The 17,137-nt window shown below is 63.5% G+C and carries 9 protein-coding genes and 2 pseudogenes; 7 read left to right on the plus strand and 4 right to left on the minus strand.

Going from position 1 to position 17,137, the window contains the following annotated elements; translation table 11 throughout:
• The first annotated feature begins 190 nt into the window (after nucleotides 1-190).
• From guaB to FS845_RS09925, 4 genes and pseudogenes are all read left to right on the plus strand, one after another.
• Nucleotides 191-1,651, plus strand: coding sequence for an IMP dehydrogenase (gene guaB, locus FS845_RS09910; protein WP_144633719.1), 1,461 nt, complete (start codon nucleotides 191-193; stop codon nucleotides 1,649-1,651).
• An 86-nt stretch (nucleotides 1,652-1,737) separates the two neighbouring features.
• Nucleotides 1,738-3,330 carry a glutamine-hydrolyzing GMP synthase gene (gene guaA, locus FS845_RS09915; protein WP_144633722.1) on the plus strand — a complete coding sequence of 531 codons (1,593 nt, stop codon included), beginning with the start codon at nucleotides 1,738-1,740 and terminating at the stop codon, nucleotides 3,328-3,330.
• Nucleotides 3,331-3,544: 214 nt separating this feature from the next.
• Nucleotides 3,545-3,718 (plus strand): annotated as a pseudogene (locus FS845_RS26805) (P-type conjugative transfer protein TrbG); the annotation flags it as partial.
• A gap of 2 nt (nucleotides 3,719-3,720) precedes the next feature.
• Nucleotides 3,721-4,629, plus strand: a pseudogene (locus FS845_RS09925) (TrbI/VirB10 family protein); the annotation flags it as partial.
• A 330-nt stretch (nucleotides 4,630-4,959) separates the two neighbouring features.
• Here FS845_RS09925 and FS845_RS09930 read toward each other — a convergent pair.
• On the minus strand, nucleotides 4,960-11,592 hold the full coding sequence (locus tag FS845_RS09930; RefSeq protein ID WP_186332223.1) for a DUF3320 domain-containing protein: 6,633 nt from the start codon (nucleotides 11,590-11,592) through the stop codon (nucleotides 4,960-4,962).
• A 208-nt stretch (nucleotides 11,593-11,800) separates the two neighbouring features.
• On the opposite strand from FS845_RS09930, the gene FS845_RS09935 reads away from it, so the two are divergent.
• On the plus strand, nucleotides 11,801-12,292 hold the full coding sequence (locus FS845_RS09935; RefSeq protein WP_144633729.1) for a helix-turn-helix domain-containing protein: 492 nt from the start codon (nucleotides 11,801-11,803) through the stop codon (nucleotides 12,290-12,292).
• Nucleotides 12,289-12,945 (plus strand): nucleotidyl transferase AbiEii/AbiGii toxin family protein, encoded by a 657-nt coding sequence (locus FS845_RS09940; protein ID WP_144633732.1) that lies wholly within the window; start codon nucleotides 12,289-12,291, stop codon nucleotides 12,943-12,945. Before FS845_RS09935 ends, FS845_RS09940 begins: the two co-directional genes overlap by 4 nt.
• A 171-nt stretch (nucleotides 12,946-13,116) precedes the next feature.
• Here FS845_RS09940 and FS845_RS09945 read toward each other — a convergent pair whose 3' ends face one another.
• From FS845_RS09945 to msuE, 3 genes are all read right to left on the minus strand, one after another.
• Complete coding sequence (locus FS845_RS09945) at nucleotides 13,117-14,145, minus strand: methionine synthase (RefSeq protein ID WP_144633735.1); 1,029 nt, start codon at nucleotides 14,143-14,145, stop codon at nucleotides 13,117-13,119.
• A gap of 27 nt (nucleotides 14,146-14,172) precedes the next feature.
• On the minus strand, nucleotides 14,173-15,156 hold the full coding sequence (locus tag FS845_RS09950; protein ID WP_144633738.1) for a DUF1852 domain-containing protein: 984 nt from the start codon (nucleotides 15,154-15,156) through the stop codon (nucleotides 14,173-14,175).
• Nucleotides 15,157-15,319: 163 nt separating this feature from the next.
• Nucleotides 15,320-15,901 carry an FMN reductase gene (msuE, locus tag FS845_RS09955; RefSeq protein ID WP_144633741.1) on the minus strand — a complete coding sequence of 194 codons (582 nt, stop codon included), beginning with the start codon at nucleotides 15,899-15,901 and terminating at the stop codon, nucleotides 15,320-15,322.
• Between the two features lie 157 nt (nucleotides 15,902-16,058).
• On the opposite strand from msuE, the gene FS845_RS09960 reads away from it, so the two are divergent.
• Nucleotides 16,059-16,997, plus strand: a complete 939-nt coding sequence (locus FS845_RS09960) for a LysR family transcriptional regulator (protein WP_144633743.1) — start codon at nucleotides 16,059-16,061, stop codon at nucleotides 16,995-16,997.
• Nucleotides 16,998-17,137 lie beyond the last annotated feature (140 nt).

The following is a 17,137-nucleotide window of genomic DNA, read 5'->3' on the forward strand; positions in this document are numbered from 1 at the left end:
CTAAAGCGCCAGTGTAACCGCGCACGGTTCGACCGCCGGCAGGGCGGATGCGCCATATCGTCCGGGTAAATATGGTGCATTTCGCCAACATCCCGGCCGCATCAGGGCAACTACCCTGTCAACCTTAGGGAGAACACCTAGAAAAAAACCCGTCAAAGCGTATAATCCTGCTTTGCGCCCGGAGTTCCCCATGCGTCTCGTCCAACAAGCGCTCACCTTCGACGATGTGTTGCTGGTGCCTGCTTACTCCGAGGTGTTGCCGCGCGACACCTCCCTCGTCACCCGTCTCACCCGCAACATCACCCTCAATATTCCGCTCGTGTCCGCCGCCATGGACACGGTGACCGAGGCGCGCCTGGCCATCGCCATGGCGCAAGAGGGCGGCATCGGGATCATCCACAAGAATCTGTCGGCCGACGCCCAGGCGCGTGAAGTCTCCCGCGTCAAGCGCCACGAGTTCGGCATCGTCATCGACCCGGTCACCGTGTCGCCCGACATGAAGGTCCGCGACGCCATCGCGCTGCAGCGCCAGCATGGCTTCTCCGGCCTGCCGGTGGTCGAGGGCAAGAAGCTCATCGGCATCGTCACCAACCGCGACCTGCGCTTCGAAGACCGCCTCGACCAGCCCCTGCGCAACATCATGACGCCGCAGGACCGCCTGATCACCATGAAGGAAGGCGCCACGCTGACCGAAGCCCAGGCCCTGATGCACAAGCATCGCCTGGAACGCGTGCTCATCGTCAACGACGCCTTCGAGCTGCGCGGCCTGGCCACGGTCAAGGACATCGTCAAGAACACCGAGCACCCCGTCGCCAACAAGGACGCCCTGGGCCAGCTGCGCGTCGGCGCCGCGGTCGGCGTGGGCGACGGCACCGAGGAACGCGTCGAGAAGCTGGTCGCCGCCGGCGTCGACGTCATCATCGTCGACACCGCCCACGGCCACTCCAAGGGCGTGCTCGACCGCGTGCGCTGGGTCAAGGAAAACTTCCCCAAGGTCGAGGTCATCGGCGGCAACATCGCCACGGCCGCGGCCGCGCGCGCCCTGGCCGATCACGGCGCCGACGGCGTCAAGGTCGGTATCGGTCCCGGCTCCATCTGCACCACCCGCGTCGTCGCCGGCGTCGGCGTGCCGCAGATCACCGCCATCTCCGACGTGGCCGCCGCGCTCGAAGGCACCGGCATTCCCCTCATCGCCGACGGCGGCATCCGCTACTCGGGCGACATCGCCAAGGCCCTGGCCGCCGGTGCGTCCGCCTGCATGATGGGCGGCATGTTCGCCGGCACCGAAGAGGCGCCGGGCGAAGTCGTGCTGTTCCAGGGCCGTTCGTACAAGTCGTACCGCGGCATGGGCAGCCTGGGCGCCATGGCCGAAGGCTCGGCCGACCGTTATTTCCAGGATCCGGCCAACAACGCCGACAAGCTGGTGCCCGAAGGCATCGAAGGCCGCGTCCCCTACAAGGGCAGCGTGCTGGCCATCATCTACCAGATGGTCGGCGGCATCCGCGCCTCCATGGGCTACTGCGGCTGCGCCACGATCGACGACATGCGCACCAAGAGCGAGTTCGTGCAGATCACGTCCGCGGGCTTCCGCGAGTCGCACGTCCACGACGTCCAGATCACCAAGGAAGCGCCCAACTACCGCGCCGACTGATCCCGGTCTATCCTTACGCAATACCCACGCACCGGCAGGACACCCGTTCTGGCCGGTGCGCTTCATTTACATCCGGCAGAGTCACCATGCACCAGCGCATTCTCATCCTGGACTACGGTTCGCAAGTCACCCAGCTGATCGCCCGTCGCGTACGCGAGGCCGGCGTCTATTCCGAGATCCATCCCGGCGACGTGGACGACGCCTTCGTGCGCGCTCAGAAGGAAGCCGGCGTGCGCGGTGTCATCCTGTCGGGCAGCCATGCCTCAGCCTACGACGAAGGCTCGCTGCGCGTGCCCGCCGCCGTGTTCGAGCTGGGCGTGCCCGTGCTGGGCATCTGCTACGGCATGCAGTCCATGGCGCACCAGCTGGGCGGCAAGGTCAGCTACTCCGACCACCGCGAATTCGGCTACGCCGAAGTGCGCGCCCAGGGCCACACCAAGCTGCTGGAAGGCCTGGCCGACTTCACCACGCCCGAAGGCCACGGCATGCTGAAAGTCTGGATGAGCCACGGCGACAAGGTCACCGAACTGCCGCCTGGCTTCAAGCTGATGGCCTCCACGCCGTCCTGCCCCATCGCCGGCATGGCCGACGAAGACCGCGGCTTCTACGCCGTGCAGTTCCACCCCGAAGTCACGCACACGGTTCAGGGCAAGGCCATGCTGGGCCGCTTCGTCAACGAGATCTGCGGCTGCGCCGGCGACTGGAACATGCCCGACTACGTCGAGGAAGCCGTCGCCCGCATCCGCGAGCAGGTCGGCACCGACGAGGTCATCCTGGGCCTGTCCGGCGGCGTGGATTCGTCCGTGGCCGCCGCGCTGATCCACAAGGCCATCGGCGACCAGCTCACCTGCGTCTTCGTCGACCACGGCCTCTTGCGTCTGGACGAAGGCAAGCAGGTCATGCAGACCTTCGCCGAGAACATGGGCGTGAAGATCATCCACGTCGACGCCACCGACCAATTCATGGGCAAGCTGGCCGGCCAGGCCGACCCCGAGGCCAAGCGCAAGATCATCGGCCGCGAGTTCGTCGAAGTCTTCCAGGAACAAGCCGGCAAGCTGAAGAGCGCCAAGTGGCTGGCCCAGGGCACCATCTATCCCGACGTCATCGAATCCGCCGGCGCCAAGACGGGCAAGGCCACCTCGATCAAGTCGCACCACAACGTGGGCGGCCTGCCCGACACGCTGAACCTGCAGCTGCTGGAGCCCCTGCGCGAACTGTTCAAGGACGAAGTCCGCGAACTGGGCGTGGCGCTGGGCCTGCCGCCGGCCATGGTGTATCGCCATCCGTTCCCGGGTCCCGGCCTGGGCGTGCGCATCCTGGGTGAAGTGAAGAAGGAGTTCGCCGACCTGCTGCGCCGCGCGGATGCGATCTTCATCGAAGAGTTGCGCAGCACCATCGACGAGATCAGCGGCAAGAGCTGGTACGACATGACGTCGCAGGCGTTCGCCGTGTTCCTGCCGGTGAAGTCGGTGGGCGTGATGGGGGATGGGCGGACGTATGAGTACGTCGTGGCACTGCGTGCGGTGCAGACGTTTGACTTCATGACGGCCGATTGGGCGCCGTTGCCTCATGCGTTGCTGGCTCGGGTGTCTTCGCGGATCATCAATGAGGTGCGGGGGATCAATCGGGTGGTTTATGACGTGAGCAGCAAGCCGCCTGCGACGATTGAGTGGGAGTGATCCCAGCTCAGTTAGCAAGGTAGAACAAAGGCGCTTCGGCGCCTTTTGTTTTTGGGTAATCGGATGGACTTGCTGGCCCGTTTCCCACGCGAGAGCCGATGCGGCAGAGAGCGGTAGCGCCACCGTTGCTCGAAGCCTGCGTGCCGCGGGCGAGCGGTTGTGTTCGCGATGGGAGGCTGTTCGAGGGTGGGGGGGGGGCGGGCGTTGTCTGGGGATTTCGCCGCTGTTCGTAATCGCTGCGCAGGCCGACGGGCAACTGGTGAACTACTGCTTCTGCCTGCAGCACTACATGGTCGATCGGCCGTTCGGTGCGGCTGAACTTCCCCTGGGCGGGGACGGGGGTGACGTGGTGCGCATCGAGCGCACGGATGGCACGCGGAGGAAGTGACCATGAGCCAGGACCACACTCCCGACGTTGCCGTGCCGCAGGCGGGCAAGGTCGAACCCGAAACGGTGGCGCTACGCGCCCAGCCGTGTCCGGTCACACGGCTGAACCGGCTCATGCTGGCTATCCTCGCCGGCGGCCTGTCGGTCGCCGTGCTCGGCGCGCTGATGTGGTCGTTGCAACCGCAGCGGCGCGCGGCCAACGAGCAGACCGAGCTTTACAACGTGGATCGCGTTTCACGCTCCGAAGGACTCGACCAGCTTCCGGCCAACTACTCGAAGCTGCCGCCGACGTTGCCGCCAGAGGTGCCCGAGCTGGAGCCGCCGCTGCCGGGCGACCTTGGGCCGCCCATCGTGAATTTGCAGCCGCCGGCCGTGGCCGCCTACGCCACACCCGGTCACGACCCGGCCGAGGCGGAACGCCTGGCGCGGTTGAATGAGGCCGAGGAAGCGGCTGCATCGTCGGTATTCTTCCGCACCGGCACCCAGCAAGCCGCGCCGGTGGCGCAGTCGCAGGTGGCCGCCGAGCCGGGATTCGCCGCCAATGCGGCCTTCGACCCGATGGCGGCCGGGCCGGCTTCGACGGCGGCCCAGCCCGCCGACCCAACGGCCGTGCAGAACAGGCAAGACCAGAAAGAGGCGTGCCAGCAAGCCGGAACCACGGAAACCCGTAATTCCGGCAACCTGCAAATGCCCGCATCGCCGTATCAGGCGATGGCCGGAACGGTGGTCGCCGGGGCGCTGGTCACGGGCATCAAGTCGGACTTGCCCGGCGACGTGATCGCCACAGTGACGGAGCCGGTCTATGACACGGCCACCGGGCGCTTCCTGCTGATTCCGCAAGGTTCGCGCATCCTCGGCCGCTACAACAGCCAGGTCAGCTACGGGCAGAGCCGCGTTCAAGTCGTCTGGAATGGTCGTCGCTTCCATCATCAGGTCGAGAGCGGACAACGCGAGGTAGTGGGTGTCGATACCGTGGAACAGTGTCCTGTCCGCACTGCCTTCATCACCAAGCATCGTCTTGTAGCGCTCGAGCTGGAAGATTGGGCGCAGGAGTAGCAGGTTGCGCTGCTGACGCGACAGATCAAGCAGGTCTGTGGCGCCGCCATCCAATCGCACGCCATCCTCGGAGGACGCCCGCGGCCCAGGCTCCACCGGAACTATCCGGGGCGACGCAAGGCCCTGTTCCGAGTCCAATGGTGGTTCCTCCTGGTACGGTATGGTTCCCTTCTTACGAACGTCTGCCTAATGTCCTGTCGAATGCACGGCTTGTTCTAGGCGTGCTCGGCTGGAGGCCCGTAGTTGCTGAAGGCCCAGTTTCCGCGCCATTGCGTAATACACGGCTTCGCCTTCCGTCCCTTGCGCGATCACAGCACGGGCCAGAGAAGCCAGTTCTGGAAGACTGACCTCATCGGCCGCTCGCACGCTGTCCTCGTCGGCGGGCGCCCGGAAAGGCGGCTCCGTTGAGGGGGCAAGATGCTCGGGCCAGTAGAACGTACCAACCTCCTCATCTGTCGTCCGATAGCGGGCCCGAGCATGTTGGAACACGCGCTCGCGGATCCGTCCGCCCGTGCGCAGCCAGCCGTGGGCACGGGCAATGCGACGGGCCAGCAGGGCGTCGAGCACGGGCCCCTCGTGATCGACGACGTGGGCGATCATGGCCGACAGGATGTCGTTGTACTCACCGTCAAAGAATCTATCGGGGTTGGCCCCGGCGACAGCTTCGGTGGGATCGGTGACCCGATAGAGCGAGGCTTCTCGTGGCGTTGTTTGTTCGGCATCGGCATCGGCTGCTACTGCGGAGACCTGACGAGCAAAGACTTCCTCGACTTGCTCTGATGGAGCGGTCGCCGAGACTTCCGGTGCGATCGGGTCCGCGTTATGGACTGGGGGCGCTGTTTCCTCGTCTGGCTTCGTCACCGATGCCATGGCTTGCGCGATGGCCGCTTGCGCCAGTCGCTCGGCCTCGGCTGTGCGCTCGGCCTCTTCGACGCGCCGCTGGCGCTGGGCCGTGAGCAGGGCTTGCAGCCGGGCATCCAGCCTGTCGAGCGTGCCGGCCGGATCGATCCACCAGTCGGTGGACCAGACTCGCACAATTTCCCATCCAAGGCCGCGCAAAACTTGCTCGCGCAGCTTGTCGCGGTCGCGCGCAGTGGCGCTGCGATGGTAGGTGGCGCCATCGCATTCCACACCGGCCAGATAACGTCCAGGTGCGTCGGGATCAACGATGCCAAGGTCGACTCGGAACGAAGACGCGCCGATCTGTGTCTCAACGCGCCAACCTCGCTGAGCGAGGGCAGTGGCTACGGCCTGTTCAAAGGGGCTGTCGAAGCCGCCCAAGCTGCCACGGTTGGCTTCCGCCAGTGCGCGAGCGCCGCGTTCAGCGAATTCCAGGAAGTGTTTGAGATCGCGCACACCGATGGCCTGGGTGCGCGCCAAGTCCATTTGCTCGGCACGGAAGCTGGCGAACACGCACAATTCGTGACGCGCACGGGTGATGGCCACATTGAGCCGGCGCTCGCCGCCTTGGCGGTTGAGCGGACCGAAGTTCATGCCCAGTTGACCTGTGGCATCCGGGCCGTAGGTGATGGAGAAATAGATGAGATCGCGTTCGTCGCCCTGCACGCTTTCCAGGTTCTTGACGAACAGCGGTTCCAACTCGTCCTCGGCGAAGTAAGGCTCCAGACGTGGGTCCTTGCGTCGTGCGTCATCGAGCAGGTCCTCGATCAGCTTTTGCTGCTCGCCGTTGAAGGTGACCACGCCGATCGTTAGTCCGCTTTCTCGGAAGCCAGGTGCCGTTAGGCGCGCCACCACGTCGGCGACCAGTGCTTTCGCTTCGGCCGGGTTGGTTCGAGCGCCGCCTTTCTGATAGGTGCCGGAAACCGGCTGCAGGCTGACCGCGCGATCGTTGGTGACGGGGGAAGGAAAGGTGACCAGTTCGCCGTCGTAGTAGGCATGATTGGAGAACGCGATTAGGCTTTCATGACGGGAGCGGTAGTGCCAGTTCAGATTCCGTGTCGGCAGGTTGGCGCCAATGCACTCGTCGAGGATGCTTTCCAGGTCCACCTCGACGTCTTCGTCGTCCAGCCCGGATTCGGCACGGTCGAAGAAGGAAGTCGGCGGCAACTGTTTGGGGTCGCCGACCATGACGACCTGGCGGCCGCGGGCGATGGCACCGATCGCATCCCAGACCGGGATCTGCGAGGCTTCGTCGAAGATGACTAAGTCGAATGCGTTGGCCCCGGCCTGGAGGTACTGGGCGATGGACAGCGGGCTCATCAGCAGGCAGGGCGTGAGCTTGGTCAGCGCCTCGGGAATCTGGGCCATCAGTTCGCGCAAGGGTAGGTGCGCGCGCTTCTTGCCCATCTCGTGCCGCAGCAGCCCCCATTCGGAGTTGCGGCTGACGTTGTCCTGCGAGGGCAGGTCAGCGCACAGGCGGGCACGCAGCCAGTCCCGGGTCAGGGAGGTGAAGCGCTCATCGAGCTCGCGGAAATCGCGGATGCGCTGTTCGTGCTCGGCGCTGACGAAACCGCGAATGACCGGCTCATGATCGACCACGGCGTTGAGCCACCAGCGCGCGTAGTTGGTCTCGAAAGTTCGGCGTGCTTGGTCCGGGCCGACCTGGCCTTGCTCGATGCCCTGGACTAGCTTGGTCAGCTCGAGTGCCAGCGCCTCGTCGCGCGCCTGGCGCCATGCGCACCAACTGCGCAGACCGTGTTCGGCGCGCACGATGGACTGACTTTGCTCGATCAGCCCGTCGAGTGACAAAGACTGCCACTGCGTCTGGGCGGCCTCGGCAAAATGTCCGGTTGTCGCTAGTGCCTCGCGTCGGGGTAGCAACTGTTCCCATTTCTCCACGTATCGCGCGCCGGCCAGCGCGATGTGGCCACCTGGCTCCAGCAGTGCGTTGGCATCGCCCAATAGCGCATGCAGCGGTGCCTTGCAGGCAGAGATCTGTTCGGGCGTGGTGGCCAAGCGGGCCAGCACGGCAGCCAGATCCTCCCGCAGTTGGCAGGCCTGTCCGAGGTCATCCGGATTGGTGGCGAGACCTTTCCACAAGCCCGCGGTTGACTCTCGCAAGTCGTCCAGGGCGGTCAGCGCCTGTTCTGTATCGGCTCGCTGGCGAAGCGTCTGGTGGTCGCGTGCCAGCTTGGGGCCGCAAGCGCCTTCTTCAACCAAGGTATGGGTGTCAAATGCACCTTGCTGAGCATGGCTGCGCCAGTCGCTCAGGAAGTCGAGTGCGGCACGCAGGCGGTCGATTTGCGTGGCATGGCCTGCCCATAGGCCGTCGGTCGTTGTTTCCAGCGATGCCTGTGCAGCAATGTCCTGGTCGAGTTGGCGCAGTCGCCGAGCCCGTTGCAGATCGGCTTGCATGGTGGCTCCGCATTGGCCATTGGCGATGACGTCGAAGCCGTCGTCTTCCCAGGCTTGGCTTTCGCGTACGGCAGCCAGGGCGGTTTGCCAGCGTAGGGCCGTGCGCACCTTGTCCTGTTCTGTGTCCAGTCCCGTCCAGACGTCCGCACATTCCGCGCCTAGAGCGATGGCCTGGATCTGCTGGCGCAAGACGCGGATGGCATTCCAATGCTGCAGATCGTTGGCGACGTCTGGCTGCGAGCCGCCTGTAGTGGCGCTGAAAAGTTGAGCTGTGACCTTGCGTTTACCCAGCCAAGACTTTGGCCAGAACGTCTGCTCGGCCTGTTCCCACATTTGCTGCAAGTGGGCGACGTCAAGCTGTTCGATCGTCTCACCGTAGGGAGCCGACAGGGCAGCATGATGCTCGCTGATCTGGGCCAGCAGGCCTAATGCCTGGTTGAGCTGGACGGTGATGCGTACCGGCCAGGGCTCGCTAAGCTCGTCATGAGTCTGCCGATGTTCGGTGAGCAGGGCCAGCCCGTCGACGCAGGCGGTCATGACAGAGGTTGGCCATGGCGTGGACAACTGCATGTTCAGTTCCGCATGGCGGAGCACCAGTGCCGCGCCTTCCAGCAAGCGTTGGCTCAGGCTGCGTGAGTCGGGCCGCAGGACAAAGCGCCAATCATGTCCCGCCGCCAAAGGCAGGCGTTGAGCGAGCAGCAGCAGCGCTTCGCAGGTTTCAGGCGTCAACGTGGGTGAGGGCAGGCCGATGGCCTGGATAAATGCCTGGGCTGATTCGATCGTCGCCTGGGCGGCGGGAAGCACCTCACGCGCAGCGGCGATCAGCTGTTGCTGCCAGGTGGGCGACCAGTCTCCCTGGCCAACCAGGGCGAGGGGGTGCTGCGCCAGCGCGGAATGGCCAATGGCTTGTGCATTGACTTCCAGGCGGTCCACGGCACTGCGCAGCTGTTCGATGCCAGCATGATCGTGTTGATCAGCAGCGGGCCAGGCCAAGGGGAGTGTCGGGACGTCGTGTCCCGCGCTGACGGTGCCGATAGCATCGAACAGGCTCAGGCCGTTGCGGCGACGTTGGTGAAGGCGTTCCACATAGATGTTCAGCGCATCGCGCAAGCGTTTGAGTTTGTCGGCTTCGGCTCTCCATTGCTCGGAATCGGCCTTGCCGCTGCTGGTCCAGGCGGATTGCAACTGTGCGAGCACGTCGAGCTTGCGGGCTTTGCTCGAATGCAGTTCCAGGCAGAACTCGCCCAAGCCGATTTCGCGCAGGCGGCGGTATACGACGTCCAGGGCCGCAATCTTCTCGGACACGAAGAGCACGCGCCGGCCTTGCGCCAGGGATTGAGCGATCAGGTTGGCGATGGTCTGGCTCTTGCCGGTGCCGGGTGGGCCGATCAGGACAAAATCCTTGCCCTGCGACGCGGCCAGCACGGCCGACAACTGCGAGGAGTCTGCCGGCAGGGGGCAGAACACTTGTTTGGGATCGAAGTGCTGGTCCAGTTCACGCACCTGCGGGAACGGAGCGCCCGGTGGATAGGCATCGCGCGGGGTGTCCAGCAGGTGGCGCACGACCGGGTTCTCGCGCAACTGTTCGCTGTGCTCGGCCAAGTCTTTCCACATCAGGTACTTGGCGAACGAGAACATGGACAGCACCACGTCCTCGGTGACTTCCCAGCCCTTGATGTCCTTGATGGCGTGACCGACGATTTTCCAGACCTCAGCGACATCCAGGCCGGTCTCGTCTCGCGGCAGTGCACCTTCGAGGGCGCCCAGGCTCAGGTCGAAGTCCTGGCGCAACATCTCAATCAAGGTCGGATTGAAGCGGGGCTCGTCATCATGCAGGCAGAGCGTGAAGCCCGAGCGGGCGCTCTTGCGCTGCAGGCTGACCGGCACCAGGATCAACGGAGCGCGGTAGCGCTGGCCGTCGCGGTCTTCGCGTGTCCAGGACAGGAAGCCCAGGGCGAGATACAGTGTATTGGCACCGCCTTCCTGCAAAGTTGTGCGGGCGCCCCGGAACAGCTCGGTCAGGCGTGAATCGAGCTCGGTTTCGGGAACGCCGACGAAAACCTCGCGTTTCTGCAGAGACTCCAATGCGTGCGCGCGGCGTACGTTCTCGCGTTCGCGGGCCTCGTAGATGGCCTGATCACGAGGATCGGCGCCATCCATCAGGTCCGGATGCGGGCGCAGCTTCAGGGGCTGGCCGCTGGCCAACAGGTCTTCCAGCGCACCAGGGTCCGGTGCTTCCAGTTTGAGTGCCTTCTTGCCGGACTTGAAGTTGAGTAGGTTATTACGTAGCGAAAGATCCAGGAGCTTGCGCTGCCAGCGAAGCAGCCGGTCCTTAGGATCGAACTGGCTGGCATCTTCTGCATTGGCCGGTGCGCTGTCGGGGAGGTCAGGCGCGTCTTCGATCACTGGCAGGGTGGGTCTAGACGGTGCCTCTTTGCTGTCCGACGCCGTTGCAACTGCCGCTTCTGCACTGGCCAATGGCTTGATGCGCTGCAGTCGCGCCCGGCGGATGTCCACGGCCAAGCGGAATCCTGCATCCCGGGATTCGTCAACCTGCTGGACGCCGCGTTCAGTGGCATAGCTGAACGCGACGGTGGGACGCTGGGTGATCAGGGTAGTCTCGAACAGAACCAGTTCCTTGAGCCTGAGGCGCTTGCGCAAGGCGGTGACGTCGTCGACGACCGTGGTGGAAAACTCCTCCGGTTGCAGCCAGACACCCGCAAAGGCGTGTCCCTCGGTGAAGACCAGAAGAGGGTTTAAACCAGCCTGCTCCAGCGCAGCGCAGAACAGCAGTGCAAGGTCGAAGCATGTTCCCAGGCCCGAGCTTTCGATCTGGCTGGGGCTGCGCACCTTCTGACCCGACCGCTCGAAGCTGGCGGGCGGCAGGGCATAATCCAACTGCATTCCAGCCACGGCACCCCAAATGGCCGAGGCCAGTTCCCAGGCGCGCTTGCCGCCGCCGGTGTAGCCATCCAGCGCCGGATTGCGATCGTTCTGGCGCAGCACCTCGGCGGTTTGCTTGAGCAGCCGATCCACGGCTGGATCGTTGGGCTGGACGAAGGCGGCGACGAGGTCGGGCAGATGCGAGATACCGCCCCATTGATTGCGGGGGAGCAGCTCCAGGTGGATATCGCGTTGCGCGAGGGCAGGGGCGGAGGCATCTGCGTCCACTTTGCGCAATGCCAGTGAGACCGCGGCCGTCTCGGCTTCGGTCAGCCGAGCCAGCAATCCGCCGTCCAGGTTCACATCCAGATCGCGGATCGGATAGCGGGAGCCCGCCGCCAGCGTGTCGATCCGCCACCGGCGTGGCTTCAGGAAGGGCGGATCGGACGTCAGGACCAACTCGACCTGCTCATGCGTCTGGTCGGTTTCGTTGATTAGCCATAGATCCCGGACCAACGGGACCGCATTCTGAAAATCCGCCAAGTTCAATTTGGCGATCAGAGTTGTGTCAATCTTCAGTTCGGCAGCAATGGCCGAACCTTGCGGTTGTGTCTCGTCCATGGAATCCTCTGTGGTCCCTCGCCGTAACATGGATTACGCCCTGTTACGCGCTGCCACGATATTAGCTCTAGTTGCTAGAAATATCGGCAGGTAAGAGCTACGACAGCGAATCAGGAGGAGTGAACCGTCGAATCTGGGTTTCTTGCAGGCTTCGATAGGTGGGTATAAAATGATAAAAATTTTGGACATTTCCCGATCTAAGCTTGCCATGTACCTCACCGATATCGGCCAGGCCGTGCGGACCCGACGCGCCGAGTTGGGCCTGTCCCAAGAGCAGTTGGCGCACCTGAGCGGGCTGTCTCGTCAGACGCTGGTCGGCCTGGAGAACGGCACTCTGAGCGATTTGGGTGTCAACCGGGTGGGGCAGATCATGGCGGTGCTGGGCCTGGACAGTCCGAAGCTGGACACCCGGGCGCGGCGCAAGAAGCGCGGATTGTGGATGGCGGCCAAGACGGCCAGTGTCAGCTATGCACAAGAACTGGCGCCCGAGACGCTGGAGCAGGTATTGGCGAGTGGAGAAGTGCCTGCTTCATTTGCTCCGCACCTGACGCATTTGCTGGATGAGGCCCCCGTGCCTGTCGTCGTGATGGCTGTGGAGGAGGCTGCCTCGCATACGCATCAGCCACCAAAGCAAGTCTGGCGCAACGTGGCGAAGCTGGCCGGATCATTGTCCGTGCATCGTCGCGAGCTGTGGGCATGAAGTCCGGAGCATTGCCCAGAGGTCCCTGGGAGAAGCTGTTCCCGCGGGCGCTAGTGCTGATTGACGAGATCAGTCGGTATGGTGGCATCACGGACCCCTTCTGGACCTTGGGTGGTGGAACGGTGCTGATGTTTCGGTACCGTCATCGGCTGAGCAAAGACATCGACATCTTCGTGCCTGACCCGCAGTACCTCGGTTTTGTCTCGCCGCGATTGAGCGACACAGCCGCGGATTTGACGCAGGACTACACCGAGCAACCAGGTACCTTCGTCAAACTGCAGTTCGAGGAGGGCGAGGTCGATTTCGTCGCTGCTCCCAATTTGCTGGACGATGCCTGGGACACATGGGATATCGGCGGTCGCGCAGTCAAAGTAGAGACTGCCTCTGAAATCATTGCCAAGAAGATGTACCACCGCGGTGATCGGGTCACGGCGCGGGATCTTTTCGACTTTGCGCTCGTGATCGAGCGCGAGCCTCGAGAGCTTCTGGCAGCGACGCCATTCCTTCTACGCCATCGGGAGGCATTCCTGTCCCAGATCCGAGCGCCGCATGCCAGCTTGCGCGCCGCGTTCGAGGCCATCGCCACGCTGGAGTACACGCCCAGCTTCGATCATTGCGTAGCCGTGGTTGGGGACTTCCTAGGCGAACTGTAAATGGCGACGGTGCAGATTTGTCGGCCACTAAAAATCCCTTAAATCATAGGAACTTATGATGCCCGTTGAGGACCGAGTGGGGTGATCCTGCTCAATGTAGGACGGTAGAAGAAAAGGCGCTTCGGCGCCTTTTCTTTTTTAGCTCATTCGGTGAAGACTCTGGATCGACGTTCAGGCCGAGAGCTCCTTCCGAACAATCTCCGCCCCCGCACTAAGCGCCCCCAACTTCCCCGTCGCAACCCGACGCGACAACGGCGCCATCCCGCAGTTCGTGCACGGATAAAGCTTGTCCGCATCGACGAACTTCAACGCCTTGCGCAGCGTATTGGCCACTTCCTCCGGCGTCTCGATGGTATCGCTCGCCACATCAATGGCGCCCACCATCACCTTCTTGCCCCGGATCAACTCAATCAAATCGATCGGCACATGCGAGTTATGGCATTCCAGCGACACGATGTCGATATTGGATTGCTGCAGCTTCGGGAACGACTCCTCATACTGACGCCACTCCGACCCCAGCGTCTTCTTCCAATCGGTATTGGCCTTGATCCCGTACCCGTAGCAGATATGCACGGCGGTCTCGCACTTCAGTCCATCGATGGCCCGTTCCAGCGTGGCAATGCCCCAGTCATTCACCTCGTCGAAGAACACATTGAACGCCGGCTCATCGAACTGGATGATGTCGACGCCGGCAGCCTCGAGTTCCTTCGCTTCCTGATTCAGTATCTTGGCGAACTCCCAGGCCAGTTTTTCGCGGCTCTTGTAGTGGGCGTCGTAAAGCGTGTCGATCATCGTCATGGGGCCCGGCAGCGCCCACTTGATGGGCTGCTGCGTCTGCTGGCGCAGGAACTTGGCGTCTTCGACGAAAACGGGCTTCTGGCGGCTGACGGCGCCGACGACGGTCGGCACGCTCGCGTCGTAGCGATCGCGGATCCTGACGGTCTCGCGCTTTTCGAAATCGACGCCGTCCAGGTGCTCGATGAACGTGGTGACGAAGTGCTGGCGGGTCTGCTCGCCGTCGCTGACGATGTCGATGCCCGCTTGCTGCTGCTCCTGCAGCGCCACGCGCAGGGCGTCCTGCTTGCCTTCGATCAGCTCCTGGTCCTGCAGTTTCCAGGGCGACCACAGCTTCTCGGGCTGGGCCAGCCAGGAGGGTTTCGGCAGGCTGCCGGCGGTGGAAGTGGGCAGTAGTTTCTTCATGATCGGTGTTCCGTGTGTTGCGGGTGATTAGCGTGCGAAATTGGCGGCCCAGCTTTCGAGCACATTCCTGTATGGCTTGATGAAGTGTTCTTCGGTGAACTTTCCTTGCTTGACGGCCAGTTGGCTGCGTTCCTCGCGGTCGTAGACGATCTGCGTCAAGGAATAGTCCTGGTTCTTCAGGCTGGGCCGATAGAGTTTCCCCGCCGCGGAATTGGCGTTGTAGATCTCGGGGCGGTAGATCTTCTGGAAGGTCTCCATCGTGCTGATGAGGCTGATCAGCTCGAGGTTCGTGTAGTGGCCGAGCAGGTCGCCCTGGAAATAGAAAGCCAGGGGTGCGGCGCTGCCCGGCGGCATGAAGAAGCGAACCTGCAGCCCCATTTTCTCGAAGTACTGGTCAGTGGACGAAAACTCGTCCTGCAGGTATTCGACGCCCAGGACGGGATGCTGATTCTCGGTCCGATGGTAGGTCTTGCTGCTCGACGCACTGATGCAGATGACCGGAGGCTTGCTGAACCGGTCCTTGTAGGCGCGCGAGTTCACGAAATGCTTGAACAGCTTGCCGTGCAGGTCGCCGAAGTTGTCCGGCGTGCCGAAGGTGGACTTATCGTTGTTGTATTCGGGGAGAACGACGCTGAAGTCGTAGTCGCGGACGTAGGACGAGAAGTTGTTTCCTGCGATGCCCTCGATGCGCTCGTTGTTCTTGCGGTCGATGATATTGGTTTGCAGTATCTCGATCAGCGGAAAAGCATCGTTGCCGCCGCCAGCGCCGATGTTCATTTCCGCGGAGATGATCTCGAGTTCGACGGTGTAGCGATCGCCCGTCGGGTTGTCCCAATGCGCCAGGTTGTTGAAGCGCTTGTCGATCATCCGCAAGGTGTTGCGCAGGTTCTCCTGTCGACTGGTGCCCCTGGCGAGATTCGCGAAGTTGGTCGTGATGCGCGTGTTGTCCGAGGGATGATAGTTTTCATCGAAACGGATGCTCTTGATGCTGAATTCGAACTCGTTGCTCATTTTGCGTGGTGCGCGATCTGCGCGAGGAAGTTTGCAGGATTCAAGGCCGGTTGTTGCGCGACGCGGGGCGGAAGAGGGCACGCTGCGCGAAGGTTCAAAGGGCGTATGTCGGTCGAAGGTCTGTATGGCGGCCAGCTGGAAGGCTGCCGGGCGCGGTCCGGCGTCAGGCGGCCACTGCTTCCTCCGCGACGGCCGTTCTTGGATGGCGCATCAGCGCGACCAGGGGCAATGCCCGCTGGACCGCCAGCCTGGCCCGCTCGATCAGGGCCTCGTCCCGCAGGCGGTAGTCGGCGAAATCCTTGTCGGTGGCGTAGACGCCCAGCGGCAAGGTGCGCGCCTGGAAGAAGCTGAACAGCGGCCGCAATTGGTGGTCGATCACCAGGGCATGGCGCTCGCTGCCGCCGGTGGCGGCCAACAGGACGGGCTTGTCGATCAGGGCATCCTGATGGACGAAGTCGAAGAAATGCTTGAACAGCCCCGTGTAGGCGCCGCGGAATACCGGGGTGGCCACCACGAGGACGTCTGCCTGCTCGACCGCGGCAAGTTCCTGCTCCACCGTGTCGGGCAAATGTGAGCGCCAGACCGCGCCGGCCAGTTGCGTTGCGAACTGTCCCAGTTCGACCAGGCGTCGTTCGCACGGGATTTCGTCGGCGATCAGGTCCAGCAAGTGCGTTGCCAGGGCAGCGGACTTGGAGGGGCGTTGCAAGCCGCCGGAAACTGCTACGAGACGGAGTGGACGGGTCATCCTGGATGTCGTGAAGGTTGGTCTATGCGTCGCCGTGGCCTTGTCGCAGTCGTGCGCAAGCTCGTCGGAACGCGAACGGTTAGATCGCATACTAGGGTTGGGGATTGATGAAGTAAAATGGTTTTATTTCACTAATCCATGAGCGGAAATCATCTGAATGCTTGAGCGCATCCACCTCAGCATCGTCCAGCAGGTCGAGAAGCAGGGATCGTTGACGGCCGCCGCGGGCGTTCTGAACCTGACGCAGTCGGCCCTGAGCCACAGCATGAAGAAGCTGGAGCAGCAGCTGGGTACCGACGTCTGGCTGCGCGAAGGCCGAAGCCTGCGCCTGACGCAGGCCGGCCAGTACCTGCTGGCGGTGGCGAACCGCGTGCTGCCGCAACTGGACCTGGCGGAAGAGCGCCTGGGCCAGTTCGCGCAGGGCGAGCGCGGCGCGCTGCGCATCGGCATGGAATGCCACCCGTGCTACCAGTGGCTGCTCAAGGTGGTTTCACCGTATCTGGCCGCATGGCCCGACGTGGACGTGGACGTCAAGCAGAAGTTCCAGTTCGGCGGGATCGGGGCGCTTTTCGGGTACGAGATCGACCTGCTGGTGACGCCCGACCCGCTGTTCAAACCGGGCCTGTCGTTCGAGCCCGTATTCGATTACGAGCAGGTTCTGGTCGTGGCCAAGGGCCATGCCCTGGCGTCGGTGGCGTACGTGAAGCCGGCGCAGCTGAACCATGAAGTGCTGATCAGCTATCCGGTGGACATCGAGCGCCTGGACATCTACAACCAGTTCCTGTTGCCGGCCGGCGTCACGCCCCGGCGGCACAAGGCCATCGAGACCACCGACATCATGCTGCAGATGGTGGCCAGCGGACGCGGCGTCGCCGCGCTGCCGCGCTGGCTGGTCGAGGAGTACGCGGCCAGGATGGACGTGGTGCCCGTGCGGCTGGGCGCGCGCGGCATCGCCAAGCAGATCTTTCTGGGGGCACGCGAGGCGGATACCGCCATCGACTACGTGCGGGCGTTCATCGAGCTGGCTCGGCAGCCGGTTGCCGGCATTGCCGGTGGGCAGGAGGCTAATGCGCTCGGCAAGGCGTTCCCCACGTAGGCCGCGGACGTGGCATCAGTCTGGCGGCACGTCCTCCCCCGCAGTCCGTAATCCGAACCCGGGCATGCGGCCCGGCCAGGCGCACGAATATGCACATCTATTCGCCGGTTCCTGTGTGAGCCGCGCACATAGCCCGCGTC

Origin of the sequence: Bordetella genomosp. 13 (genome assembly GCF_007679965.1) — a bacterium.
Taxonomy (GTDB): domain Bacteria; phylum Pseudomonadota; class Gammaproteobacteria; order Burkholderiales; family Burkholderiaceae_B; genus Bordetella.

Coding starts and splice junctions, on each gene's coding strand:
- FS845_RS09960 (WP_144633743.1), top strand. CDS start 16,059: ATGCTTGAGCGCATCCACCTCAGCATCGTCCAGCAGGTCGAGAAGCAG.
- FS845_RS09945 (WP_144633735.1), bottom strand. CDS start 14,145: ATGAAGAAACTACTGCCCACTTCCACCGCCGGCAGCCTGCCGAAACCC.
- guaA (WP_144633722.1), top strand. CDS start 1,738: ATGCACCAGCGCATTCTCATCCTGGACTACGGTTCGCAAGTCACCCAG.
- FS845_RS09935 (WP_144633729.1), top strand. CDS start 11,801: ATGTACCTCACCGATATCGGCCAGGCCGTGCGGACCCGACGCGCCGAG.
- guaB (WP_144633719.1), top strand. CDS start 191: ATGCGTCTCGTCCAACAAGCGCTCACCTTCGACGATGTGTTGCTGGTG.
- msuE (WP_144633741.1), bottom strand. CDS start 15,901: ATGACCCGTCCACTCCGTCTCGTAGCAGTTTCCGGCGGCTTGCAACGC.
- FS845_RS09930 (WP_186332223.1), bottom strand. CDS start 11,592: ATGGACGAGACACAACCGCAAGGTTCGGCCATTGCTGCCGAACTGAAG.
- FS845_RS09950 (WP_144633738.1), bottom strand. CDS start 15,156: ATGAGCAACGAGTTCGAATTCAGCATCAAGAGCATCCGTTTCGATGAA.
- FS845_RS09940 (WP_144633732.1), top strand. CDS start 12,289: ATGAAGTCCGGAGCATTGCCCAGAGGTCCCTGGGAGAAGCTGTTCCCG.